The organism is Stenotrophomonas sp. 86428_Sma, from assembly GCF_056481585.1.
In genome coordinates this window covers 3660050-3684448 of sequence record NZ_CM151156.1, presented here as the reverse complement: position 1 = coordinate 3684448, position 24399 = coordinate 3660050, and the positions used below count along the sequence as shown (strand labels likewise).

22 protein-coding genes and 1 riboswitch are annotated in these 24399 nt (G+C 66.9%); of the genes, 13 read left to right on the top strand and 9 right to left on the bottom strand.

Translation table 11 applies throughout. From position 1 onward, the window contains the following. Window positions 1–100 precede the first annotated feature (100 nt). Window positions 101–994: a DnaJ C-terminal domain-containing protein gene (locus ACZK3J_RS17005; protein ID WP_032127817.1), complete on the top strand. Its 894-nt coding sequence runs from the start codon at window positions 101–103 to the stop codon at window positions 992–994. A gap of 88 nt (window positions 995–1082) precedes the next feature. Here ACZK3J_RS17005 and pilH read toward each other — a convergent pair whose 3' ends face one another. Together pilH and ACZK3J_RS16995 are read right to left on the bottom strand one after the other, a co-directional pair. Further along, the gene (gene pilH, locus ACZK3J_RS17000; protein WP_005410644.1) at window positions 1083–1454 is read right to left on the bottom strand and encodes a twitching motility response regulator PilH; all 372 of its coding nucleotides are present in this window, start codon (window positions 1452–1454) and stop codon (window positions 1083–1085) included. Between the two features lie 88 nt (window positions 1455–1542). Continuing rightward, window positions 1543–2538, bottom strand: coding sequence for a YhdH/YhfP family quinone oxidoreductase (locus ACZK3J_RS16995; protein WP_414577095.1), 996 nt, complete (start codon window positions 2536–2538; stop codon window positions 1543–1545). Window positions 2539–2691: 153 nt separating this feature from the next. Here ACZK3J_RS16995 and hflK point away from each other — a divergent pair, with 153 nt between their 5' ends. From hflK to ACZK3J_RS16970, 5 genes are all read left to right on the top strand, one after another. Next, window positions 2692–3825 (top strand): FtsH protease activity modulator HflK, encoded by a 1134-nt coding sequence (hflK, locus tag ACZK3J_RS16990; protein WP_049401370.1) that lies wholly within the window; start codon window positions 2692–2694, stop codon window positions 3823–3825. Next, window positions 3822–4685 (top strand): protease modulator HflC, encoded by an 864-nt coding sequence (gene hflC, locus ACZK3J_RS16985; protein WP_010482785.1) that lies wholly within the window; start codon window positions 3822–3824, stop codon window positions 4683–4685. The genes hflK and hflC overlap by 4 nt, the downstream gene beginning before the upstream one ends. Before the next feature lie 67 nt (window positions 4686–4752). Beyond that, the gene (locus ACZK3J_RS16980) at window positions 4753–4938 is read left to right on the top strand and encodes a DUF2065 domain-containing protein (RefSeq protein ID WP_005410640.1); all 186 of its coding nucleotides are present in this window, start codon (window positions 4753–4755) and stop codon (window positions 4936–4938) included. Between the two features lie 504 nt (window positions 4939–5442). Next, on the top strand, window positions 5443–6735 hold the full coding sequence (locus ACZK3J_RS16975; RefSeq protein WP_049421231.1) for an adenylosuccinate synthase: 1293 nt from the start codon (window positions 5443–5445) through the stop codon (window positions 6733–6735). A gap of 117 nt (window positions 6736–6852) precedes the next feature. Continuing rightward, window positions 6853–7521, top strand: a complete 669-nt coding sequence (locus ACZK3J_RS16970) for a hypothetical protein (RefSeq protein ID WP_180844196.1) — start codon at window positions 6853–6855, stop codon at window positions 7519–7521. On the opposite strand, the gene ACZK3J_RS16965 is transcribed toward ACZK3J_RS16970, so the two are convergent. After that, window positions 7457–8134 carry a M23 family metallopeptidase gene (locus ACZK3J_RS16965; protein WP_071228117.1) on the bottom strand — a complete coding sequence of 226 codons (678 nt, stop codon included), beginning with the start codon at window positions 8132–8134 and terminating at the stop codon, window positions 7457–7459. The two genes, ACZK3J_RS16970 and ACZK3J_RS16965, sit on opposite strands and share 65 nt — an antisense overlap. A 4-nt stretch (window positions 8135–8138) precedes the next feature. Next, complete coding sequence (locus ACZK3J_RS16960; RefSeq protein WP_032127822.1) at window positions 8139–9101, bottom strand: L,D-transpeptidase family protein; 963 nt, start codon at window positions 9099–9101, stop codon at window positions 8139–8141. A gap of 234 nt (window positions 9102–9335) precedes the next feature. On the opposite strand from ACZK3J_RS16960, the gene ACZK3J_RS16955 reads away from it, so the two are divergent. Continuing rightward, window positions 9336–11462, top strand: a complete 2127-nt coding sequence (locus ACZK3J_RS16955; RefSeq protein WP_478476087.1) for a methyl-accepting chemotaxis protein — start codon at window positions 9336–9338, stop codon at window positions 11460–11462. Between the two features lie 90 nt (window positions 11463–11552). Here the strand turns inward: ACZK3J_RS16955 and ACZK3J_RS16950 are convergent, their stop codons facing one another. Both ACZK3J_RS16950 and ACZK3J_RS16945 read right to left on the bottom strand, forming a co-directional pair. Continuing rightward, window positions 11553–11843: a hypothetical protein gene (locus ACZK3J_RS16950; protein WP_414577493.1), complete on the bottom strand. Its 291-nt coding sequence runs from the start codon at window positions 11841–11843 to the stop codon at window positions 11553–11555. Between the two features lie 14 nt (window positions 11844–11857). Further along, entirely contained in the window at window positions 11858–12406 is a 549-nt protein-coding gene (locus ACZK3J_RS16945) for a hypothetical protein (protein WP_049463122.1), read from the bottom strand. A gap of 140 nt (window positions 12407–12546) precedes the next feature. Between ACZK3J_RS16945 and ACZK3J_RS16940 the strand changes: the two genes are divergently transcribed. Beyond that, window positions 12547–13287 carry an alpha/beta fold hydrolase gene (locus tag ACZK3J_RS16940; RefSeq protein ID WP_134951364.1) on the top strand — a complete coding sequence of 247 codons (741 nt, stop codon included), beginning with the start codon at window positions 12547–12549 and terminating at the stop codon, window positions 13285–13287. A gap of 9 nt (window positions 13288–13296) precedes the next feature. On the opposite strand, the gene ACZK3J_RS16935 is transcribed toward ACZK3J_RS16940, so the two are convergent. Together ACZK3J_RS16935 and ACZK3J_RS16930 are read right to left on the bottom strand one after the other, a co-directional pair. After that, window positions 13297–13770, bottom strand: coding sequence for a hypothetical protein (locus tag ACZK3J_RS16935; protein WP_049463124.1), 474 nt, complete (start codon window positions 13768–13770; stop codon window positions 13297–13299). A gap of 22 nt (window positions 13771–13792) precedes the next feature. After that, entirely contained in the window at window positions 13793–15883 is a 2091-nt protein-coding gene (locus tag ACZK3J_RS16930) for a catalase (protein ID WP_134951365.1), read from the bottom strand. Window positions 15884–15999: 116 nt separating this feature from the next. Here ACZK3J_RS16930 and ACZK3J_RS16925 point away from each other — a divergent pair, with 116 nt between their 5' ends. From ACZK3J_RS16925 to ACZK3J_RS16915, 3 genes are all read left to right on the top strand, one after another. Next, the gene (locus tag ACZK3J_RS16925) at window positions 16000–16722 is read left to right on the top strand and encodes an AraC family transcriptional regulator (protein ID WP_032127825.1); all 723 of its coding nucleotides are present in this window, start codon (window positions 16000–16002) and stop codon (window positions 16720–16722) included. Between the two features lie 81 nt (window positions 16723–16803). After that, entirely contained in the window at window positions 16804–18171 is a 1368-nt protein-coding gene (locus tag ACZK3J_RS16920; RefSeq protein WP_134951366.1) for an amino acid permease, read from the top strand. A 103-nt stretch (window positions 18172–18274) separates the two neighbouring features. Next, a complete protein-coding gene (locus ACZK3J_RS16915) occupies window positions 18275–18685 on the top strand; it encodes a VOC family protein (protein WP_005410627.1) in 411 nt (136 codons plus the stop codon). Window positions 18686–18777: 92 nt separating this feature from the next. On the opposite strand, the gene gcvP is transcribed toward ACZK3J_RS16915, so the two are convergent. After that, window positions 18778–21645, bottom strand: coding sequence for an aminomethyl-transferring glycine dehydrogenase (gcvP, locus tag ACZK3J_RS16910; protein WP_478476086.1), 2868 nt, complete (start codon window positions 21643–21645; stop codon window positions 18778–18780). Between the two features lie 62 nt (window positions 21646–21707). Beyond that, window positions 21708–21810, bottom strand: a riboswitch (glycine riboswitch). Between the two features lie 299 nt (window positions 21811–22109). Here gcvP and ACZK3J_RS16905 point away from each other — a divergent pair. Then, window positions 22110–23336, top strand: coding sequence for a multidrug effflux MFS transporter (locus ACZK3J_RS16905; protein ID WP_478476085.1), 1227 nt, complete (start codon window positions 22110–22112; stop codon window positions 23334–23336). Window positions 23337–23476: 140 nt separating this feature from the next. Continuing rightward, window positions 23477–24373 (top strand): siderophore-interacting protein, encoded by an 897-nt coding sequence (locus ACZK3J_RS16900; protein ID WP_134951369.1) that lies wholly within the window; start codon window positions 23477–23479, stop codon window positions 24371–24373. Window positions 24374–24399 lie beyond the last annotated feature (26 nt).

Sequence of the window (24399 nt, the reverse complement as noted above, 5' to 3'; positions counted from 1 at the left end):
GCCTCACCGTGGCCGCACGAGGGGCGGCGTAGCATGCCGGCGCGTAGAATGAACCCGGGGCGGCGCCACCGGCGCGGCCGAAGCAGATCGAGGTAGCTGGATGGAATTCAAGGATTACTACGCCACCCTGGGGGTGGAACCGAGCGCGGGCGAGGCGGAGATCAAGACCGCCTACCGCCGGCTGGCACGCAAGTACCACCCGGACGTCAGCAAGGAGGCCGGGGCCGAAGACAAGTTCAAAGCGGTCAACGAGGCCTACGAGGCGCTGCGCGATCCGGAAAAGCGCGCGGCCTACGACCAGCTGCGCGCGCAGGGCTATCGCCCGGGCGAGGAGTTCAACGTGCCGCCGAACTATGGTGGTGCTGGCGGTTTCAATTTCGAGGAAGTATTCGGCGGTGGCGGCCCCAATGGCGGCTTCAGCGACTTCTTCGAGAGCCTGTTCGCGCGCCAGCGTGGCGGTGGTGGCGCTGGTCCGGGGCCGGGCTTCAGCAGCCAGGGCCACGCGCCCAACCGCGACACCCGCGCCAAGCTGTCGGTTCCGCTGGAAGCGGCCTACAGCGGCGACAGCCTGCGCATCACCGTCAACGGCAAGCAGCTGGACGTGCGCGTGCCCAAGGGCATCCGCCCAGGCCAGGTGATCCGGCTGGCCGGGCAGGGCAACCATGGCGGCAACCTCCTGCTGGAAGTGGAATACGCCGCCCACCCGCAGTTCGAGGTCGATGGCCGCAACATCCTCTACACGCTGCCGGTCACGCCGTGGCAGGCCGCGCTGGGTACGAGCATCAGCGTGCCGACCCTGGGTGGAGCGGTGGAATTGAAGATTCCGGCCGATTCCGATGCTGGCCGCAAGCTGCGCCTGCGTGGCCGTGGGCTGCCAGGCAATCCGGAGGGCGACCAGATCGTCGAGATCGAGATCGTGGCCCCGGCCGCGACTGACGAGGCGCAGAAGAAGGCGTACCGGAACCTGGCCAAGGCCTTCGGCGAGACCATTTGAAGGTAGTGCCGGCCGCTGGCCGGCAACTTCATTGCCCGGGACGGTGATGCGTGGTTGCCGGCCAGCGGCCGGCACTACCGCGCGTGTCTCAGCCCTGCCCGGCGAACACCCGTTCCAGCACCTCGGACAGCTCGTCTTCCGAGAACGGCTTGGTGATGTAGGCCTTGGCGCCCTGGCGCATGCCCCACATGCGGTCGGTGTCCTGGTCCTTGGTGGTCACCAGGATCACCGGAATATGCCGGGTCGCCTCGTCGCGGGCGAGGGTGCGCGTGGCCTGGAAACCGTTGAGGTTCGGCATCACCACGTCCATCAGGACCAGGTCGGGCAGCTCGGCCTTGGCGGTTTCGACCCCGGCGGCGCCATCGGTGGCGGTCAGGATCTGGTGCCCGAGCTTCTCGACGATGCGCTGTATCCCCAACAGCTGCGACGGTGAGTCGTCGACGATCAGAATGCGTGCCATGTTGTTCCCCATGTAATGCCCGCAGTGTAGTGCGGGCCCATTACTGGCGGGAGGGGCGCATCTGCCGTCCGTCGCCTGCCTGCGACGTTCAGTCGATCCGCACCACGGTGCGGCCCAGCGAATCGCCGGCCAGCATCCGTTCGAACACGGCAGGAAGGCCATCGAGGCCGACTTCGGCGGTGCAGATGCGGTCCAGCTGCTGCGGCTTCCAGTCACTGCCCAGCCGCGACCACACTTCTTCGCGCAGCCCGCGCGGTGCATTGGCCGAGGACACGCCCAGCAGTGACACGCCGCGCAGGATGAACGGCATCACCGTCATGTCCAGCGTCGGACTGGCGGCCAGGCCGGCACTGACCACGCTGCCGTAGGGCACGGTCTGCGCCAGCAGGCTGGCAAGCATGTCGCCTCCGGCATTGTCGAGGCCCCCGCCGAAGCGGGCCGACTGCAGTGGGCCGGTATCGGCCAACGCCGAGCGTGGCAGCACCTCGGCGGCACCGATGCCGTGCAGGAAGTCGGACTGCTCCGGCTTGCCACTGACCGCGTGCACGGTATAGCCGGCACGGCTGAAGATGGACAGCGCCAGCGCGCCCACACCGCCGCTGGCGCCGGTGACCGCCAGCGGGCCGAGCTCCGGGGTCTGCCGGTTGTCCTGCAGGCGCAGCAGCGCCAGCGCCGCCGTGAAGCCGGCGGTGCCCAGCACCATTGCCTCGCGGGCACTCAGCCCGGCCGGCAGCGCGATCACCGCGCTCGACTCCAGCCGCACATACTGGCTGTAGCCGCCATCGCGGGTCTCGCTGAGGCCGCAGCCGGTGGCCAGTACCGCATCGCCTTCACGCCAGGCCGGGTCGGTGCTGGCGACCACGGTACCGGCTACGTCGATGCCGCCGACCAGCGGGAAGCGGCGCAGGATCCTGCCCTTGCCGGTGCCCGCCAGCGCGTCCTTGTAGTTGACTGAAGACCACTGGGCGCGGATCAGCACCTGGCCGGGGTTGAGGTCGTCGACAGTGAGCTGGGCCAGGCCGCTGCGGTAGCCGGCGTCGTCGTTTTCGATGCGGAAGGCGGTGAACGGGGTGGTGGGGGCCATCGGCGTTGCCTGACTTCGAGGAAAACGCCACCTTACCCCGTTGCCCCCCTTTCGATCCTGCCGATCCGCCCCATCTTGTATGATCGGTGATGGTTTCACGGCTGGTGGTGCGGGAAGGGCCCGCGCCGCAGCCCAAATCTTGATGGAGCGTGCATGGCCTGGAATACACCCGGCGGCAACAAGGGCGGACAAGGCCCCGAGGACAATCGACGCGGGCCCTTCGGGTCGCGCGGCGGTGGCAATGGTGGTGGCTGGGGCGGACTGCCCGGGCCGCTGAAGGACCTGTTCGACGGTGGCATCATGCGTTGGGTGGTTGCAGCCGTGGTGTTGCTGGTGCTGTTCTCCAGCTTCCAGCTGATCGGCGAACAGCAGCGTGGCGTGGTGCTGCGCTTCGGCCAGTTCTCGCGCATCCTGCAGCCCGGCCCGAACTTCAAGCTGCCGTGGCCGATCGAATCGGTCACCAAGGTCAATGCCACCGAGATCAAGACCTTCTCGATCCAGGTGCCGGTACTGACCCGTGACGAGAACATTGTCAACGTCTCGCTGAACGTCCAGTACCGCATCGACGACCCGCAGCAGTACCTGTTCGGCACGGTCGATGCCAACCAGGTGCTGGAGCAGTCGGCGCAGAGCGCGGTGCGCGAGGAAGTCGGCCGTGCCGACCTCAACGCGGTACTGAACAACCGTGGCCCGCTGGCCGTGGCCGCCGAGGAGCGCCTGCAGGCGCTGCTGAAGGCGTTCAAGACCGGCCTGACCGTGACCGGCCTGACCCTGCAGGACGCCCGTCCGCCGGAAGAAGTGAAGCCGGCCTTCGACGAGGTCAACGGTGCGCAGCAGGTCAAGGAACGCCTGATCAACGAAGCCCAGGCTTATGCCGCCAAGGTCGTGCCGGAAGCCCGAGGCCAGGCCTCGCGCGCCCGTACCACCGCCGAAGGCTACAAGCAGGCCGTGGTCTCCAAGGCCGAGGGTGACGCGCAGCGCTTCAGCCTGTTGCAGGCCCAGTACAAGGACGCCCCGGAAGTGACCCGCAAGCGCCTGTGGCTGGAGACCGTGCAGCAGGTGCTGAGCGAGAACCGCAAGGTGATCGGTGGCGATGGCCGCCAGCTGATCTACGTGCCGATGACCGGCGATACCCGTCCCACCACCTCGGCCCCGCCGGGAGTGACCAATCCGGAGGTGGTGATGCCGTCGCTGCCGGGTGCAGCGGCGGAAGCTTCCCGTGATCCGGGCCGGCCGGTGGGCCGCCCGACCGGGCGACCGAGCGGCCGTGAGGAGGGCAGCCGATGAAGAGTCCTATCTGGATCGCCGTGATCGTGGCGGTGGTGCTGGGCCTGCTTGGCTCGGTGTACGTGGTCCGTGAGGACCAGACCGCCATGGTGCTGAACCTGGGCAAGGTGGTGCGTTCGGACATCAAGCCGGGCCTGCACTTCAAGGTGCCGGTGGTGGAAACGGTGAAGGTCTTCGACCGCCGCTTCCAGGTGCTCGACACCGCCCCGGCGCGTTACTTCACCGCCGAGCAGAAGGACGTCAGCGTCGACTTCTTCGCCATCGGCTACATCTCCAACGTGGGTGACTACTTCCGTGCCACCGGTGGCGATCCGCGCATCGCCAATGCCCGCCTGGCACCGATCATCACCGACTCGCTGCGCAACCAGATCAACTCGCGCACCCTGCAGCAGCTGGTCTCCGGCGACCGCAGCGAGCTGATCGCCGAGCAGCTGAAGGGGATCAACGAAGCGGTGGCCGGCCTCGGCATGCAGATGATCGACCTGCGCATCAAGCAGGTGGACCTGCCCACCGACAGCCAGGTGATCAATGACGTGTACGAGCGCATGCGCGCCCAGCGCAAGCAGGAAGCGGCCAAGCTGCGTGCGGAGGGCGAGGAGCAGTCGTTGACCATCCGCGCCCAGGCCGACCGTGACAGCACCGTGCTGATCGCTGAGGCAGAGCGTGATGCACAGCGCCTGCGCGGTGAAGGCGACGCCGATGCGGCGCGCATCTATGGCAAGGCCGGCTCGGCCGACCCGTCGTTCTATGCGTTCTACCGCAGCCTGGAGGCCTACCGTGGCTCCATGACCGACGGCAACGGCGTGATCGTGCTCGACAAGAACGACCCGTTCCTGCAGTACCTGAAGAACGACCGCTGAGGTCGCAGGGCAGTACCCCACGGGGCCCGGCCAGATGCCGGGCCCCGTGCTTTTTCCGGAGTCCCCCATGAAAGATCTGTTCGCCGCCGTCTGCCTGGTGGCGGTGCTGGAAGGCCTGTTCCTGTTCGTCGCCCCGTTCGCCTGGAAGCGCATGGCCGAGCGCCTGCTGGACCTGCCCAGCCCGGCCCTGCGCAGCTTCGGCGGGCTGGTGCTGCTGGCCGGCCTGAGCCTGCTGTGGTGGGCGCGGCATTGAAAGGGTAGTGCCTGACCGGCCGGTACATGCGTGGCCCGGCTCTGGTAGCTGCCAACCTTGGTTGGCATTGCCGGCCAGCGGCCGGCACTACCGGGAGGCACCTGACCGGCCGGTACATGCGTGACCCGGCTCTGGTAGATGCCAACCTTGGTTGGCATTGCCGGCCAGCGGCCGGCACGACCGGGAAGCGCCTGACCGGCCGGTGCATGCGTGGCCCGGCTCTGGTAGATGCCAACCTTGGTTGGCATTGCCGGCCAACGGCCGACACGACCGGGCGGGGCGGCTGACCGGCCGGTGAAGCCGTCCGTCGGAAAGGTGGCACCCGACCCCGGAAACCCGGATAATGCACAAAAGCCGGACGGGCCTCCCCGTTCGGCTTTTTCCGTGTCTGGGCCTTCCATCGCCGGCTGCTCCCCGTTTGGAGCCGCCCTCCAGGTGCTGGCCAGCCCCGCCACGGTTCAACCGTCCGCGGCCCCGATGGCCGCAACATATGAGGAGCCCGTCATGGGTCAGTCTGTCGTAGTGTTGGGTGCCCAGTGGGGCGATGAAGGCAAGGGCAAGATCGTCGATCTGCTCACTGAGGAAATCGGCGCCGTCGTGCGCTTCCAGGGCGGCCACAATGCCGGCCACACCCTGGTCATCAACGGTAAGAAGACCGTCCTGCACCTGATCCCGTCGGGCATCCTGCGTGACGATGCGCTGTGCCTGATCGGCAACGGCGTGGTGATCTCGCCGGCCGCGCTGCAGAAGGAAATCGCCGAGCTGGAAGCCTCCGGCGTGGAAGTGCGTTCGCGCCTGAAGATCTCCCCGGCCGCGCCGCTGATCATGCCGTACCACATCGCCCTGGACCAGGCGCGCGAGCGCGCTGCCGGCGGCAAGGCGATCGGCACCACCGGCCGTGGCATCGGCCCGGCCTACGAAGACAAGGTGGCGCGTCGCGGCATCCGCATCGCCGACCTGCATTACCCGAAGCAGCTGGAAGAACTGCTGCGCACCGCGCTGGATTACCACAACTTCGTGCTGACCAAGTATCTGAACACCGATGCGGTCGATTTCCAGAAGACCTTCGACGAAGCGCTGGCCTTCGGCGAATACGTGCAGCCGATGAAGTCCGACGTGGCCGGCATCCTGCACGACCTGCGCAAGCAGGGTAAGCGCGTGCTGTTCGAAGGCGCGCAGGGTGCGCTGCTGGACATCGACCACGGCACCTACCCGTACGTCACCAGCTCCAACACCACCGTCGGTGGTGCACTGGCCGGTTCCGGCGTCGGCGCCGATTCGATCGACTACGTGCTGGGCATCGCCAAGGCCTACGCCACCCGCGTTGGCGGCGGCCCGTTCCCGACCGAACTGGACGACGAAGTCGGCCAGGGCATCCGTGACCGCGGCGCCGAGTACGGTGCCTCGACCGGCCGTCCGCGTCGCTGCGGCTGGATGGACATCGTCGCGCTGAAGCGCGCCGTGGCCATCAACGGCATCAGCGGCCTGTGCATCACCAAGCTGGACGTGCTGGATGGCATGGAAAAGCTGAAGGTCTGCATCGCCTACGAATACAACGGCAAGCGCACCGAGTACGCGCCGCTGGACGCGCAGGGCTGGGAAGACTGCACCCCGGTGTACCTGGAGTTCCCGGGCTGGAGCGAGAACACCCACGGCATCACCCAGTGGGACGAGCTGCCGCCGGCGGCACGCGCCTACCTGCGTTCGCTGGAAGAGCTGGCCGGCTGCCCGATCAGCATCGTCTCCACCGGCCCGGACCGCGACCACACCATGGTCCTGCAGGATCCGTTCGCCTGAGGTAGCGCCGGGCGCTGCCCGGCGTAGGTGACAGTAAGAGCCCCGCGAAAGCGGGGCTTTTTCGTTACTGTGTCGGCACGGCCAGCAGGGAAATGACGTGATGACCCGGATGTCAGCGTGAAGGGCGTAACGGTGGTGCGGATCACCCTGTGGGTGATGTGGAGCCTGTGGGCGCTTGCCTGCGCGGTGCTGGTGCTGGGCGCGATCGCCAACCACATGGCCTCACGCACGCAGGTGCTGCCTCTGGTGCTGAGCCCGGGCGCGACGGCCGAGGTCACGGTCTACCGCTTCATCGATGACCAATTGCGGCTGCGCCTGCGTTACGCGGATGACGGTACTTCCACGGCGATCGATCCTGAGGTGCGCCTGCGCGTGGAAACCCCGACAGATCAGACCGACTTCCGCGCCGAAACGCGTTCGGGCGTGCCGGGTTCCGGCATCACCCGCGCGCTGGAATCGGTTGAGCCTGCTGGATTTGCCGCCTCGTACTTCGGTTATGGCCGGGGGGATGCGCTGCCGCGCGGGCGCTCGTGGCTGCGGCTGACTGTGCTGGAGGTCGACCCGGCGCTGGCCGGTCGCACGGCCTCGGTGGAACTGCTGCCACCGATGGACGTACTGAAGCTGACCGACCTGGACTACGCGTGGCTGTGGCCGTTCTTCTTCTGGAAGGTGGCGGCGTTGTTCCTGCTGATTCCGGGCGCTGCGCTGGTGGCATTCACCATCACCTTGCGGCACTGGCAGCGTCAGGCGTCGAAGCCGCCTGTTTCAACAGCGGATACGGATTGATCGACTCTCCCTTCCACCACTGTCTTTCCGGGCCCAGCATGTGCACTTCAAAGTGCAGGTGCGGGGCCTCGGCGCTGGCGTTACCGGTGCTGCCCACGTAACCGATCACCTCTCCGCGCTTGATCACCTGCTTCTCCGCCAGGCCATCGGCGTAGCGCTGCAGATGCGCGTAGTAGTAGCACCAGCGCCCGCTGGGCTCGAACTGGTAAATCGTCAAGCCGCCGCGCTCGCTGTCGAACAGTTTTTCAACCGTTCCATCGGCCACCGCCAGCACCGGCGTACCGGTATCGGCCATGATGTCGATGGCATCGTGCACGCGACCCTCGCTGCGCGCATCGGTGAACGTGTCGCGCAGCTGGGAGGCCAGGACGCCCTGTACCGGCAGCAGCAGACCCGACGGCGCATCCGCAGTCCGCGCGGCTGACGGTGCGGTGGCGGCGGGGGCAGGGGCCGTGTCGAGCGGCGCTACGGATCCCTTGGCCGGCGCCACAGCTGCTGCCGGTTGTGCTTCCGGCAGCGAGGCGGCTACCGGCTCGCCTGCATCGCGGCGCAGCCACCAGCCTGCACCCAGCCCCAGCAGAACGCCCAGCACGATCAGTTGCGAAAGGCGCATCGGCTCACTCCTGCATCACCACGGGTACCGAGGTATCCACGGCATCGGCCACGCGCAGCGCATCCCAGTTGGTCATGCGCACGCAGCCATGCGATTCGGTCTTGCCCACATGGCCGGGTTCGGGCGTGCCATGCAGGCCGTAATGCGGCTTGGACAGATCGATCCAGACCCGCCCGACCGGATTGTTCGGGCCCGGTGGCAGGGTGGCCTTCTTTTCGCCCTTGCGGGCATCCCAGAACAGTTTCGGGTTGTAGTGGAACGGCGGGTCGCGGTAAACGCCCAGGATCTTCCATTCGCCGATCGGTAACGGGTCGTGCTGGCTGCCCGACGACACCGGCACCTGTGCGATCACCTTGCCCTGCGCATCCAGCAGCTGCAGCGTGGAGTCGGATTTGTCGACCACGATCTTCGCCGCCTTTGGCAATGCGGCCAGTGCGATGTTGGGTACCTGGATGCGGCTGCCAGCCTTGGTCAGGTCCACGCCGGGATTGAGCGCCTTCATCAGCTCAGGGGAGGCATGGAAGCGCTCGCCGAGGGCTTCTTCCACACTGCCGTAGCCCAGCGATGTGAGCTTGGCCTGGGCGGCGGGCCCTTTCGGAGTGGCCTGGAACGGACCGGCGACATCCTCAGCAGTCAGCGTGTAGCTGGCCAGCGGCCCAACGGTATCGGCCTGCAGGGCCTTCCAGGTGGTGTCGTCCAGTTCGCCCGTTACGTCCAGCCCATGCGCTGCCTGGAAACCCGACACCGCGCGTCGCTGGTTGCTGCCCACTTCGCCGTCGATCTGGCCAGGGGAGAAGTTCGCGCGATCCAGCAGCACCTGGGCGTGCAGCGCGGAGTGGGGTGCGGTGTCCGGTCCGGCCGTTTCGGCAATGGGCGCGGGCAGGTGGGGCGGCGGCGCCTGCGCGAAGGCTGGCGACGCCAGCAGCGAGAGAGCGAGCAGGGTGGATCGGGACACGGGCAAGGGCATTGGGATCTCCAGCAGGTCACGCCACCACCTTGCCCGCAGCAGCCGCCGAGCCACCGTGAAAGGGATCTGACGTCCGCATGAGCAGTCGCGCCCACCGCAGTCAATTCCCGTGTCCAGAAGCGGCCGGGCCGGGGCTCACCAAGGTGAACGGTGGCCGACGCTATCGACGGACGGCGATCAAGATTGCCTGCCGGGCCGCCGATAAGGGCGCATCCCCCCGTTTTGGATACCCCCATGAACTACTTGAGGAACGTCAGGGTTGCCTGGCGTCTTGGGCTGGGCTTTGGCCTGTTGCTGCTGTTGGTTGCGGCCGTGGTGGCCACCGGCGCCACCGCCAGTGTCGTGCAGAAGCGCGCGATGCAGCAGGTGGTCGATGTCAGCGTGGCCAAGGTGCGCCTGCTCTCGCAGATGCTCGATGCCAACAACCAGATGATGGTCGTTCGCCGCGAGATGCTGATCCGCCAGGGCGATGACCGTGGCCATGATGAGCAGCGCATCGCCGATCTGGTCAAGCGCTATGAGGCCAGTTGGACGGCCTACCAGGCGCTGCCCAGCGACGCCGAGGGCAAGGCCATTGCCGAAACCATCGCCGCCAAGCGTGCCATCGCGCGTCCGCTCAACAAGCAGACCAGCGAACTGATGGAGCAGGGCGACTACCCGGGCGCCGTGGCGCTGACCCTGGGCCCCGTGCAGGAAGCGGCAAACGGCTGGAACAAGGCGCTGTCCGATGGCGTGGACTTCGAAGAGAAGGAAAGCCGTGATGCCGCCGCCGAGGCGATCCGCCTGGGTGAGCGCAGCCTGCTGCAGCTGCTGGTGCTGGGCGGCGTCGCGCTGCTGGTGGGCATTGGTGCCTCGGTGATGATCGGCCGCAGCCTGACCGGTCCGCTGGCCCGCGCGGTGAACCTGGCCGAACGCCTGTCCAAGGGCCAGCTGGACCAGGAGTTCCGCCTCGGCGGCCGTGACGAACTGACCCAGTTGGGCGAGGCGATGGCCAGCGTGCGGCAGAGCGTGCAGGCGGCGATCGGCGCACAGCTGCAGATGGCTGAGCAGCATGAGGCGGGCGCGATCCGCTATCGCATGGACGCCACGGCGTTCCCCGGTGACTTCGGCCGCATGGTGCAGGCCACCAACAGCCTGGTCGAATCGCACGTGCAGGTGGAGCTGCTGATGGCCGAAGTGATGCAGCGCTACGCCATCGGCGACCTCAGCCGCGACCTGCCCGACTACCCGGGCGAGAAGGGCACGCTGACCCGTACGTTGGCCGCGGTGAAGCAGAGCCTGATGGCGATCAACGCGCAGATCGATGAACTGGCCCGCGCCGCACGCGCTGGTGATTTCAGCATGCGTGGTGATGCCGCTGCGTTCCAGTACCAGTTCAAGGCGATGGTCGAACATCTCAACGGCATGATGGCCAGTTCGCAGGCCAGCATTGCCGATGTCTCCGACGTGCTGCGCGCGATCTCGCACGGCGACCTGACCGCACGCATGGACGGCGAGTACGACGGCGTGTTCGCACGCATGCGCGACGATGCCAACACCACCACCGCACAGCTGACCGGCATCGTGCGTGGTATCCAGGTGGCTGCCGACAGCATCAACAACGCGGCGCAGGAACTGGCCGCCGGCAACAACGACCTGTCGCGCCGCACCGAGCAGCAGGCAGCCAATCTGGAAGAGGCTGCTGCATCGATGGAGGAACTGACCTCCACCGTGCGCCAGAACGCCGAGCTGGCGCGTCAGGCCGACAGTGAAGCGCATGCCGCGGGTGCCGCCGTACGCGAGACCGAGCAGGCGATGGCACAGATGGCATCGGTGATGGGCGAGATCGATCAGTCATCAGCACGCATCTCGGAGATCTCCACGGTGATCGACGGCATCGCGTTCCAGACCAACATCCTGGCGCTGAATGCTGCGGTTGAAGCGGCCCGTGCAGGTGAGCAGGGGCGTGGTTTCGCCGTGGTCGCCAGCGAAGTACGCACGCTCGCACAGCGTGCCGGTGTCGCCGCCAAGGAGATCAAGGAACTGATCGAAGATGCCGCTGCGAAGGTGAAGAGCGGCCTGGCAGTGACGGTCGAATCGGAAGCCGCGATCGCGCGCGTAGCCCAGGCAAGTTCGCGCACCACCCAGCTGATGAGCGACATCGCAGCGGCCAGCAAGGAACAGGCCGCCGGTATCGAGCAGGTCAACCAGGTGGTGGTGCAGATGGACCAGGTGACCCAGCAGAACGCTGCGCTGGTGGAAGAAGCCACTGCCGCCAGCCGCGCGCTGGAAGAACAGGCGCATGCGCTGACCACGTCGGTGGCGGTGTTCAAGGTGGAGCAGGGCGCGCGCATGCCCATCGTGCCTGCGCAGGCGGCGTAAGCAACCTGCGACTGGATGTTGGATGACGCCCTGCATCGCGATGCCCCGCATGCAGGGCACCGCATGCACGCAACCGGTCGGTGCCGCTGGCTAGCGGCCGCCCGCGGCGCGTTCGATCAACCAGCCAGCTGCGTACAGCAACAGCAGTGTTGGCGGAACCAGTACTGCATACGCGGTCGACCAGGGTTTGCCGTACAGCAGGCTGCCTGCGCCGATGGCATCGAATGCAGCAGACTGCAGGGTGATGGGGAGCGACATCAGGATATAGGCCCCCTTCGGGTCCGCATCCGACTGCGCGCCGTGAACCAGCCATGCGGTCAACAGCAGGTAGACCACGCAAAGCGCAAGACCGGTCCAGCTCAGTAATCGCCGCATCTTCATCCGCATGCCTCCGTTCAACGGACGTCGAAGTGAGCCTGCAGAGGCAGGCTCACATTCCGCAGCAGATCCCTGACCACCACCTGCGCAGTCCACGTGCCTTTCGGATCACTGGCCTCGGCCACGAACTTCAGGTGCAGGTTGGTCATGTACAACAGGGTTGGCGGGCCGGGCAGGGCAGCGGTGAAACAGGGAACATCGCGTTCGTCGATGCTGGTACTGCCGTCCGGGCGCAGCATGCGCAGATCGCAGTGCACCTTGGGTACGCGGTTCTCATCCAGTTGTGGGTTGGACAGGAATGTCAGCAGGAACAATTCACCGCCCGGGTGGACTTCGTCGGCCTGGGTAAAACCGGGAGTGGTCTCCGGTGGGGTTTCCCACTTGGCCCGCCAGTCGGCATCGGAGGTGACCAGCAGCGATGCCGCAAAGCCACCGCTGGATTTCATGGCATCGGTCTCCGGCATCGCCTTGCCTGCCCCGTTTATCCAGCCATCGTTGGCGGAACTGTTCAGTGGCAGCATCATGACCATCATGACCATCATGGCCAGCGCGTAGGTCCATCGCATCAGAGGCTCTCCTTGGCAGCCGCGTTCCGCGGCAGAGCGGGCAGTATTGCTCAACCTTGCCCGGCAAAGCAGCCGGAGAGCCGGAGCAGAGTTTCCGTTGCCTGCCGATGTGGGCGATGCTTGCCAGCAAAGGAGGTGACATGGGAATCGGGAGCGAGGAAAAGCCGGGCGGTGATTCAGCATCACCCACGCCGCAGCACGTGCTGATGCTGCCCGGCCTGGATGGCTCCGGCAGGCTGTCGTTCCCGTTTCTGTCAACACTCCAGGCTCATGGGCTGACGACGCAGGCGATTACGCTGCCTGCGCAGGGAGGGCAGGATCACGCCACGCTGGCCCAACGGCTGTGGTCGCAGCTGCCCGGCCATCCCTTCATCCTGCTTGCCGAGTCCTTCTCGGGCCCGTTGGCGGTTGAACTGGCCACGCGACAGCCCGCCGGGCTGCGCGGACTGGTGCTTGCCGCGACCTTTGCGCGTCGGCCGGTGCCATTGCCGGCAGCCAGCGCAGTCCTGCTGACGCCGGCCTGGCCTCTGCCTCCCGTGGCGTTGCTTGCGCGCCTGTTGCTGGGGCGGTGGCGCACCCGCGAGCACCTGTCGATGCTGCGCGATGCGCTGGCCCGGATTCCGGCGGCCACATTGCGGCAACGCGCCGCAGCGACCCTGCGCGTCGACGTACGCGCATTGCTGCCGGCAATCGACGTGCCGACGCTGTGCCTGCACGCGTGCCATGACCGCCTGCTGTGGCCGCCCAGCGTGGCAGAACTGCAGGCCCTTTTGCCGGATGCCCGGCATGTTTCGCTGGAAGGACCGCATCTGCTGCTGCAGGCACGCGCTGACGCAGCCGCAGCCGAAGTTGCCGCGTGGATGAGGACGCTGCCGTCCTGATGGAGGGGCTCAGCCCCGCGCGCGGGTACGTGCTGCCTTCTTCGCCGCCACCTTGCGCACGGTCTTCTTTGCCGCACGGGTCTTCGCTGCCTTCTTCGCCGCAGCGCTACGCGAGGCGGGAGTGCTGGACTTCTTGGCCACCGTCTTCTTTGTCGCCTTCTTTGTGGCTGTCTTGCGAGCCGGTGCCTTCTTTGCCGCCGCCTTCTTCGCAGGTGCCTTCTTCGCTGCCGTCTTGGGTGTGGCCTTCTTTGTAGCGGACTTCCTGGCAGGCGCCTTCTTCGCAGCCGTCTTGCGGGTCGCCTTTTTCGTACCCTTGCGTGCGCTGCCGCTACGCTTGCCGCCGCCATCCTGCTTGTTCACGGTAGCCCAGGCAATACGCTCGGCCGTGCCTTCGCTGGCACCGCGCTCGCGCTCGCTTTCCTCGATGTGCTCGGCCTGACGCTTCTGTTTATCGGAATATGCGGATTTGTCACCACGGGGCATGACAGTTCTCCTGTTGTTGTAGTCAGGCCAGCAGGCGCAGCTTGGGTTCGCGCGCCCACTGGCGGGTGGCGGTCGCTGCCAGGAATGCCTTGGCGTCTTCCGCTTCGACGATGCCGGCGTCGTTGCCGACCCTTGCCGCCTTCAGCAGCGCCTGGCCGCCCGCGTCGCTGGCGATGGCCTTCAGGTGCGCCCACGCCTGGCTGACGAACTCAAGGGCAGCGCTCTCTTTCGACAACGCCTTTGATGCCTCTACGCTCAGCACCACGGCCACCGCATCGAACACGGCCGATGGCGTGCCGGCCAGTTGCCCATCGGCGGCCTGTACGCTGCCGTCACTGAGCGTGGCGCCTCCCACTTTTGGTGCGACCAGCTTCACGTTTGCACCTGCCTTCCGGGCCGCTTTGCTCAGGCTGGCAATCAAGCGCGCGTCGGAGCCTTCGTCGAACAGGATGCCGATGCAGCGCCCTTGCAGGGTGGGTTTGTTGCGACCAATCACCCGCACTTCGGGGGCGGGGGGCATGTCCCGCACTGGAGTAGCGGTCGGCGCCGGGTCGGGCAGTGCAGGCAACGCCAACCCGTCGGCCACTCGCTGTGCCAGTGAGTCGTCGATATTGCGCAGGTGGCTGACGGTACGCACCCGCACCTTCAACGTTTCCACCTTGGACAACTCGAACACCAGCGCCGATGCCAGATGGGCCTGTTCCGGCTTTTCAAGGCTGCGGAAGAACATGCGCGCCTGGCTGTAGTGGTCGGCGAAGCTCTCCGCGCGGGTCCGCCCCTTGCGACCGTCGTCCGCAGTGGCGTGGCTACGGAAGCCGCTCGGGGTCTCGCGTGGTGTGTCGTCCTGCAGCGAGCTGGGATCGTAGGCCACCCGGCCCTTGGGCACCTGCATCTGCATGTGCCCGTCGCGCTGATGATTGGAAAACGGGCACTTCGGAGCATTCACCGGGATCTGGTGGAAGTTGGGGCCGCCCAGGCGCAGCAGCTGGGTGTCCAGATAGGAGAACAGGCGCCCCTGCAGCAGCGGATCGTTGCTGAAGTCAATGCCGGGCGGCACGTTGGCCGGGCAGAACGCCACCTGCTCGGTCTCGGCGAAGAAGTTGTCCGGCCAGCGGTCCAGCACCATGCGGCCGATGACCTGCAACGGCACCAGTGATTCGGGAATGATCTTGGTCGGGTCCAGATGATCGAACGGGAATGCGTCGGCCTCTTCTTCCGTAAACAGCTGCACTGCCAGCTCCCATTCCGGGAAGTCACCGCGCTGGATGGCCTCGAACAGGTCACGGCGATGGAAGTCATTGTCGGCCGACTGCAGCTTCAGCGCTTCGTCCCAGACCGTTGACTGGATGCCCAGCTTCGGCCGCCAGTGGAACTTGACGAAGGTCGACTCACCTGCCTCGTTCAGCAGGCGGAAGCTGTGCACGCCGAAGCCTTCGATCATGCGGAGCGAACGCGGAATGGCACGGTCGCTCATTGCCCACATGATCATGTGCATCGACTCGGGCATGAGCGAGATGAAATCCCAGAAGGTGTCGTGGGCCGTGGCCGCCTGCGGGAAGGCACGGTCCGGTTCCATCTTCACCGCGTGCACCAGGTCCGGGAATTTCATGGCGTCCTGGATGAAGAACACCGGGATGTTGTTGCCGACCAGGTCCCAGTTGCCCTCCTTGGTATAGAACTTGACCGCGAAGCCGCGCACGTCGCGCGGGGTGTCCACCGAGCCTGCGCCACCGGCTACCGTCGAGAAGCGGGTGAACACGGGTGTCTTCACGCCTACTTCGGTCAGGACGCGCGCGCGGGTATGCGCTTTCAGCGATCGGGTCAATTCGAAGTAGCCATGTGCTGCGCTGCCACGTGCGTGCACGATGCGCTCGGGAATGCGTTCGTGATCGAAGTGGGTGATCTTCTCGCGCAGGATGAAGTCCTCCAGCAGCGTGGGCCCCCGGGTTCCCTGCCGCAGGGAGTTCTGGTTGTCCGCCACCGGGATGCCCTGATCGGTGGTCATCACCGGATGGCTGCCCCCGGCCTGCTGGTGCAGTTCATCACCGTTGCCCCGGTGTTGGTTTTCAGCGTGGGTGGTTGCGCGCTTGCCGGTCGGCTTGCTGGCGGCCATTGACGTTGGCTCCGGATGATCTGAAAGAGAACCACGACACTGGAACCGAGCCCGTTAAACCGAGGTCCGGCAAAGGTGAACGTACAGGCAAAAGCAGGCTCGGGTATGCTTGCCCCATGCGAGTCGAGCCCGCCGACATCGAAGCCCTGTTCGACGCCATCCCGGATGTGCTGTTCTTCATCAAGGACCTTCAGGGGCGTTACACCCACGTCAACCAGACCATGCTGCGGCGGCTGGGCCTGCGCGCGCGCAAGGACGTGATCGGGCGTACCGCGGCTGAAATCTACCCGACCGGCCTCAGCGCGGACTACGTCGACCAGGACGCCCGCGTGCTGTCCGGTGAGGTGATCGAGAACCTGATGGAGCTGCACCTGTTCGCCAACCGCGAACCGGGCTGGTGCCTGACCTGCAAGCGCCCGCTGGTGGTCGATGGGGCCATCGAGGGCCTGATCGGCATATCCCGCGACCTCGGCCAGAAGGACAGCCTGGGCACCCAATACGAGCAGCTGCGGCTGGCCCTGGCCCACCTCAATGCGCACTACGCCGAGAACGTGCGCATGCAGACCCTGCTGGACATCACCGGCTTCTCGCTGTCGAAGCTGGAGCGCAGCTTCCGCAAGGTGTTCCAGATGACCCCGCAGCAGGTGCTGACCCGACTGCGGATCCAGATGGCCATGCACCTGCTGCACGGTGACGACAGCATCGCCTGCATCGGCCAGGCCTGCGGTTTCAGCGACCAGAGCGCCTTTACCCGCAAGTTCAAGGCTGAAACCGGTTTCTCGCCGCGCGCCTACCGGGCCCGTATTGGTGGCAACGTCGGCGAGCCGGCGCTGGCCTGAGCCGCCTGCTGCGCTGTGCCTATCCCCGTGGGCACGGGACAGGGTAAGGTGTCGCCCCTGTAGCCGCCGCCAGCCCTGCCGATGCCCAACTCGATTCCGACCGCTTCGCCGTCCCGCCTCGGGCACTCGCTCAAGCCCCGCCAGCTGATCATGATGGGCCTGGGCAGCGCCATCGGCGCCGGCCTCTTCCTCGGCTCGGGCGTGGGTGTGCAGGCGGCCGGTCCGGCGGTCCTGGTGTCGTATCTGGTCGCTGGTGCGCTGGTGATCATCGTGATGAACGCACTGGGCGAGATGGCGGCGGCCAAGCCGACCAGTGGCGCGTTCTCGGTCTATGCCGCTGATGCCATGGGAGCCACCGCCGGCGCCACCGTGGGCTGGCTGTGGTGGGTGCAGCTGGTGATCGTGATCGCCGCCGAGGCGGTAGGCGCGGCCGGGCTTCTTGCCACGGTCTGGCCGGCGATACCGGTACCAATGGCGGCGCTGGCCTTCATGCTGTTCTTCACCGCGATCAACCTGCTGGGAGTGAAGAACTTCGGCGAGTTCGAATTCTGGTTCGCCATCCTCAAGGTGGTGGCGATCCTGGCCTTCATCGCCATCGGCGTGGCGCTGCTGATGGGCTGGCTGCCGCAGGTGACCTCGCCGGGCCTGAGCAACTTCACCGAGCATGGCGGCTTCGCGCCGAAGGGGCTGGCCGGTATTGGCGCGGCACTGCTGGTTGTCGTTTTTGCCTTTGGCGGGACCGAGATCGTAGCCGTCGCTGCGGCCGAAACCGAAGATCCCGAGCGCAGCATTGCCCGTGCCATCCGCACCGTGGCCTGGCGCATCCTGGTGTTCTACATCGGCTCGCTGAGCGTGATCATCGCCGTGGTGCCGTGGACCAGCGAGGCGCTGAAGTCGCCGTTCGCTGCGGTGCTGGATATCGCCCGCATCCCGGGCGCGGGTACGGCCATCACCCTGATCGCCGTGATCGCACTGCTGTCGGCACTCAATGCCAACCTCTATGGCGCCTCGCGCATGATGTACTCGCTGGCGCAGCGCCGCGAAGCCCCGGCCGTGTTGGGCTGGACCGACCCGCGCCAGGTACCGGTGATCGCCGTGCTGGCCAGCGTGCTGTTCGGCTTTGCCGCCACGGTGATGGAACTGCTGTTCCCGGACCGGGTACTGCCGGTGCTGCTGAACATCGTCGGTTCCACCTGCCTGCTGGTGTGGACGCTGTCGCTGGTGTCGCAGCTGGTGCTGCGCCGCCGGGCCGACCGCCTCGGCACCCGCCTGCCGTTCCGCATGGCCGGATTCCCGTGGCTGACCGTCTGTGCGCTGGCGATCCTGGCACTGATCTTCGGCCTGCTGCTGAGCGAGTCGCACACCCGCCTGCAGTTCCTGTCGATGGTGGCACTGACTGCCACGATCGCCGCCAGCAGCGCCATCGCCCGGCGCATGCGCGAGGCGTGACTGAAGCTGCCGGCCAGCGGCCGGCACTACCACGGGGGCTGTACATCTGCCGTGCCATCCTGATCGTGTGGGCCGTCCGCGGCCCGTCGACCAGGAGTACCGCATGCTGCGCAGCCGCCCCTTCCTGATGTTCACCGGCCAGGCCGAAGCGGCCCTGGCTCTGTATGCCGAGGCCTTCGCCGATTTCCGCCTGCTGGCAATGCAGCGCCATCCGGACGGCGCCGGTGCCGGCGTGCCCGGGCAGGTCCGCCAGGCCATCTTCCTGCTCGGTGGAACCCACTACCTGTGCTTCGACAGCCTGGACGTGCACGATTTCACCTTCTCACCGTCGATCTCGCTGTTCGTGGAGTGCTCCGGCGCCGAGCAGTTCGAGCGTGCCGCACGCGTGCTGGGCGAAGGCGGTCATTGGTTGATGCCGGTGGGTGACTACGATTTCAGCAACCGCTACGGCTGGGTGCAGGACCGCTTCGGTGTCTCGTGGCAGTTGAGCCTGGGGCAGATGCCGGATCCGTGATCGGATGTTTGTGGGTGTGGACCTTGGTCCACACGCGCTTATGAAAACGGCCCGCTTGCGCGGGCCGTTCTGTTTACCGATGCAGCGAGGAATCAAGCCTCGACTTCATCATCCTTGTAGGCATCGACCGGGATGCAGGCGCACATCACGTTCTTGTCGCCGTACACATTGTCGACACGGGCCACCGGCGGCCAGTACTTGCTCTGCTTCAGGCTGGCCAGCGGGAAGGCGGCCAGTTCGCGCGGGTAGGCGTGGGTCCACTCGCTCGCGGTCACCGCGGTGGCGGTGTGCGGCGCGTTCTTCAGCGGGTTGTCCTCGCGGTCCAGGCGGCCGTCTTCGATCGCGGTGATCTCCTCGCGGATCTGGATCATCGCGTCGATGAAGCGATCCAGCTCGTGCAGCGACTCGCTCTCGGTCGGCTCGACCATCAGCGTGCCGGCCACCGGGAAGCTCAGGGTCGGGGCGTGGAAGCCGAAGTCGATCAGGCGCTTGGCCACGTCCTCGGCGCCGATGCCGCTGGTCTTCTCCAGCGGGCGCACGTCCAGGATGCACTCGTGTGCCACCAGGCCGTTGCGGCCGGTGTAGAGGGTCTTGAAGTGCGGGGCCAGGCGCTTGGCGATGTAGTTGGCGTTGAGCTGCGCGACCTGGGTGGCCTTGCGCAGGCCGTCGCGGCCCATCATCGCGATGTACATCCAGCTGATCGGCAGAATCGAGGCGCTGCCGAAGCTGGCAGCGCTGACCATGCCGACCGGGCCGTTGTCACCCAGCTTGCCCGGCAGGAACGGGGCCAGGTGCTCCTTGACCGCGCACGGGCCGACGCCCGGGCCGCCACCACCGTGCGGGATGCAGAAGGTCTTGTGCAGGTTCAGGTGCGAAACATCCGAACCCCACTTGCCCGGCTTGGCCACGCCGACCAGGGCGTTCATGTTGGCACCGTCGGTGTACACCTGGCCGCCGTGCTTGTGGATGATCTCGCAGATCTCCACCACCTCTTCCTCGAACACGCCGTGCGTGGACGGGTAGGTCATCATGATCGCGGCCAGGCGGTCGCTGTACTTCTCGGCGTTGAGGCGGATGTCCTCGACGTCGACGTTGCCGTTGGCATCGGTCTTGGTCACCACCACCTTCATGCCGCACATCTGTGCCGAGGCCGGGTTGGTGCCGTGCGCCGAGTCCGGAATCAGGCAGATATCGCGATGTTCCTCACCGCGCGAGCGGTGGTAGGCGCGGATCGCCAGCAGGCCGGCGTACTCGCCCTGCGCGCCGGAGTTCGGCTGCAGGCTGACCGCGTCGTAGCCGGTGCATTCCACCAGCATCGCTTCCAGCGTGTCGATCAGTTCCTTGTAGCCCAGCGCCTGGTCGGCCGGCACCAGCGGGTGGATCTGCGAGAACTCCGGCCAAGTCATCGGGATCATCTCGGCGGTGGCGTTGAGCTTCATGGTGCACGAGCCCAGCGGGATCATCGTGCGGTCCATTGCCAGGTCCTTGTCGGCCAGCGAACGCAGGTAGCGCAGCAGCTCGTGCTCGCTATGGTGGGTGTTGAACACCGGGTGGGTCAGGAACGCGGACTGGCGCAGCAGGCCGGCCGGCAGCGCATCGGCGGTGCTGGCATCCAGCGCATCGACGTCGGCCTGCGCACCGAACACGGCGGCCAGCGCGACCACGTCGGCGCGGGTAGCGGTCTCGTCCAGGCTGATGCCGACCGAGTCGCTGTCGATCGCGCGCAGGTTGTAACCGGCGGCGCGTGCCTTGGCGTGGATCTCATCGGCATGCACGCCGGTGACATGCAGGGTGTCGAAGAAGTCACCACCGACCTGCACGCCGGCGTTGCGCAGCGCGGCGGCCAGGATCGAGGCCAGGCGATGGGTGCGGCGGGCGATGCGGGTCAGGCCGTCCGGGCCGTGGTAAACGGCGTACATCGAGGCCATCACCGCCAGCAGCACCTGTGCGGTGCAGATGTTGGAGGTGGCCTTCTCGCGGCGGATGTGCTGCTCGCGGGTCTGCAGGGTCAGGCGGTAGGCCGGGTTGCCCTGCGCGTCGATCGAGACGCCGATCAGGCGGCCCGGCATCGAGCGCTTGTAGGCGTCACGGCAGGCCATGAAGGCGGCGTGCGGGCCACCGAAGCCGAACGGCACGCCGAAACGCTGGCTGTTGCCGACCACGATGTCCGCGCCCCATTCGCCCGGAGCGGCCAGCAGGGTCAGGGCCAGCAGGTCGGTGGCCACGGCCACCAGGCCGCCGCGCGCGTGCACGGCATCGACCAGTGCCTTGTAGTCGCCGACCTGGCCGAAGGTATCCGGATACTGCAGCAGCAGGCCGAAGGCTTCCGCTTCCAGCGCTTCGGCCGGAGTGCCCACGCGCAGCACGATGCCCATGGGCTCGGCGCGGGTGCGCAGCAGTTCGAGGGTCTGCGGGTGCACGGCGTCGTGCACGAAGAAGGTGTCCGACTTCGACTTGGCCGAACGCTTGGCCAGGGTCATCGCTTCGGCGGCGGCTGTGGCTTCGTCCAGCAGCGAGGCGTTGGCGATTTCCATGCCGGTGAGGTCGGCGCACAGGGTCTGGAAGTTGATCAGCGCTTCCATGCGGCCCTGCGAGATTTCCGCCTGGTACGGGGTGTAGGCGGTGTACCACGCCGGGTTTTCCAGGATGTTGCGCAGGATCACGTTCGGCGTGTGGGTACCGTAGTAACCCTGGCCGATGAAGCTGCGCAGCACGGTGTTCTTGTCGGCGATCGCACGGATCTTCGCCAGTGCCTGCACTTCGGTCATCGACTCCGGCAGTGCCAGCGGTGCCGGCGACTTGATCTTGGCCGGCACGATGGCGTCGGTCATCGCATCCAGCGACGCGTGGCCGACGACGTCGAGCATCTGCGCGATCTCGGCGTCGTTGGGGCCGATGTGGCGCTCGACGAACGCGTTGTGGTGCTCGAGCTCACGCAGGGAAGGGGTGTTCTGGGACATGGCGAAGGATCCGTCAGGAAAGGGCACACGCACGGGCACAAGCCGCCGGTCGGCGGTCTGCGGGGCGCCCCTCTGTCCTTTTGCCTGAGAGTTTAAAAGCGCGGCGGACCGCAGCTTCGTGCCCCTTCGGCGCCGGATCGAACCGGTCTCTCCAGAGTTGTGTTACAGGTGGTATCGGGCCTGAGCGATTACGGGCGTTGCGCCTTCGGCAGCGGTGTTCCGCTTCTCCCACCGTGTTGCCCGCTGATTATAGCCCGTTGCGGGCCCGCCGGCCGCCTCCAGGCATGGCCGCCGCGCCTGAATGGCCGATGGCCCGGCCGTGCGATTTGTGCACCGCTGCATGGCATCGGGCGCAATCCCCACCTATGATGGGTGGATACCCGAATTCATCTGGCGCCGTCCCTGCAGAAGGGGACCGGCGCCCGCCGTGCGTGCCGCGCATGGCCCTGCCGGACGCCTTCCCCATGACCGCCGCTGTTGCTCCCTCCACCCGCCGCATGGCCCTGCTGCTCGCCGGCCTGGCCATGTTCGGTCCGTTTTCAATCGACACCATCTTCCCCGCGTTCCCGCAGCTGGCCCAGCGCCTGGCGGTGGACGAAGTGGCGGTGCAGCAGACCATCAGCGTGTACCTGCTGTTCTACGGCCTGATGAGCCTGGCGCACGGCCCGCTGTCCGATGCCTGGGGCCGCAAGCGGGTGATCCTCGGTGGCCTGGTGGTGTTCGTCGGCGCTTCGGTCGGCTGCGCGCTGTCCACCGACCTGACCACGCTGCTGGCGTTCCGTGCGCTGCAGGGCCTGTCAGCAGGCGTCGGCATGATCGTCGGCCGCGCGGTGATCCGCGACCTGTACCACGGCCACGACGCGCAGCGCCTGATGAGCCAGGTATCGATGCTGTTCGGCATCGCTCCGGCCATCGCACCGATCATTGGCGGCTGGATCCTGCTCAGTGGCGCCGGCTGGCCACTGATTTTCTGGTTCCTGGTGGTGTTTGCGCTGCTCCTGCTGGCGGCCACTGCACGCTACCTGCCGGAAACCCATCCGGTGGAGGCACGGGTGCCATTGTCGCCGCGCGTGCTGCTGCGTGATTACGTGCGCATTGGTTTCAACCCGCGGTTCCTGCGCCTGGCGCTGGCCGGCAGCATCGGTTTCGGCGGCATTTTCCTGTACATCTCCTCGGCGCCGGTGTTCGTGATGCAGCACCTGCATCTGGGCGAGGGTGGTTTTGCCTGGCTGTTCATCCCCACCATCGGCGGCATGACCACCGGCTCGTTCCTGTCCGGGCGCATGGCCGGGCACACCACGCCCACCCGCCAGGTCGCCATCGGTTTCGGCCTGTGCGCGCTGTCGGTGCTGTTGAACGTCGGCTACGTGGCGCTGGCCCCGCAGTTCGTGCTGCCGTGGGCGGTGCTGCCGATCTTCCTGGGCGGCATGGGCATGGCATTGATCTTCCCGATCCTGGCGCTGGCGGTGCTGGACATGTACCCGCACCAGCGCGGCCTGGCTTCGTCTCTGCAGGCCTTCGTGCAGCTGATGATCAGCACGGTGGTGGCCGGCGTGGTGTCGCCGCTGCTCAGCGCCAGCCCGCTGTACCTGGCGCTGGGGCAGGCCGCGTTCTTCGCCGCCGGCTTCGTGTTCTGGTACTGGGAACACCAGCGTGAACGCGCGGCACAGGCGGCCTGCACGGGCCATTGAGCAGCGCGCAGGGGTAGGGCCGGCCGCTTTGCCCGCAACGCTTGCGAAGAGGAACGACCGGACTAGGCTGGGCACTCCAGCCAGCCGGTGCGTGGATGCACGACAGCCAGCCAATCCGATGTCGTTGCATGAGGTTCCCCATGGCTGCGCAGCAGACCTACCGCCTGTTCGAGGTGGCGCTGAAGGAGCGCCGCGTTCTTTCCCCTTCCCTGGACCGCATGGTGTTCACCGGTGCCGACGTGGCGCGGATGAAGACCGAAGGCCCTGACCAGCGCATCAAGGTGTTCTTCCCCTTGCCCGGCCAGGAGGTGCCGCAGGTCCCCAGCGGTGAAGACTGGTACCCACGCTACCGGGCCCTGCCGGATGACAAGCGCCCGCCGATGCGTACCTACACCATCCGCCAGTTGCGCGCCGAGCAGGGCGAGGTCGACGTCGATTTCGTCATCCATGGCGAAACCGGCCCCGCCTCGCGCTGGGCCATGCACGCCCGCCCAGGCGACCGCGTGGTGCTGCTGGCCCCGGACGCCGACTGTGCCGGGAGCAGCGAGGGCTGGGAGTGGAAGCCACCGGCCGGTGTCGGCCAGGTGCTGCTGGTGGCCGATGAAACCGCGTTGCCTGCGGTGGCCGGCATCCTCGAGGAGCTGGCGGCCATGGTCGACCCACCGCGCACGCTGGCGCTGCTGGAGGTGGCGCAGGCCGGTGATGCGGTGCACCTGAAGGCGCCCTCCAGCGCCGAGCTGGTCTGGCTGCCGCGCGGGCAGGCCGCCTACGGACAGCGGTTGCTGCAGGCGGTCCAGGCGCGGTTGGCAGCGACCTCGGGCGTGACCGCCGGCGATGCGCTGGAGGAGATCGACGTCGATACGCAGATCCTCTGGGAGCAGGCCGAAACCGGTGTGGCCGGGCCGCTGTATGCCTGGGTGGCGGGCGAGGCGGGGGCCGTGATGGCGATCCGTCGCCATCTGGTGCGCGACTGCGGGCTGGACCGCCGCGCGATCACCTTCATGGGCTACTGGCGGCACGGCAAAGTGCTGGACTGAGGGGTGTGAAGCGGTGCTGCGGGCGG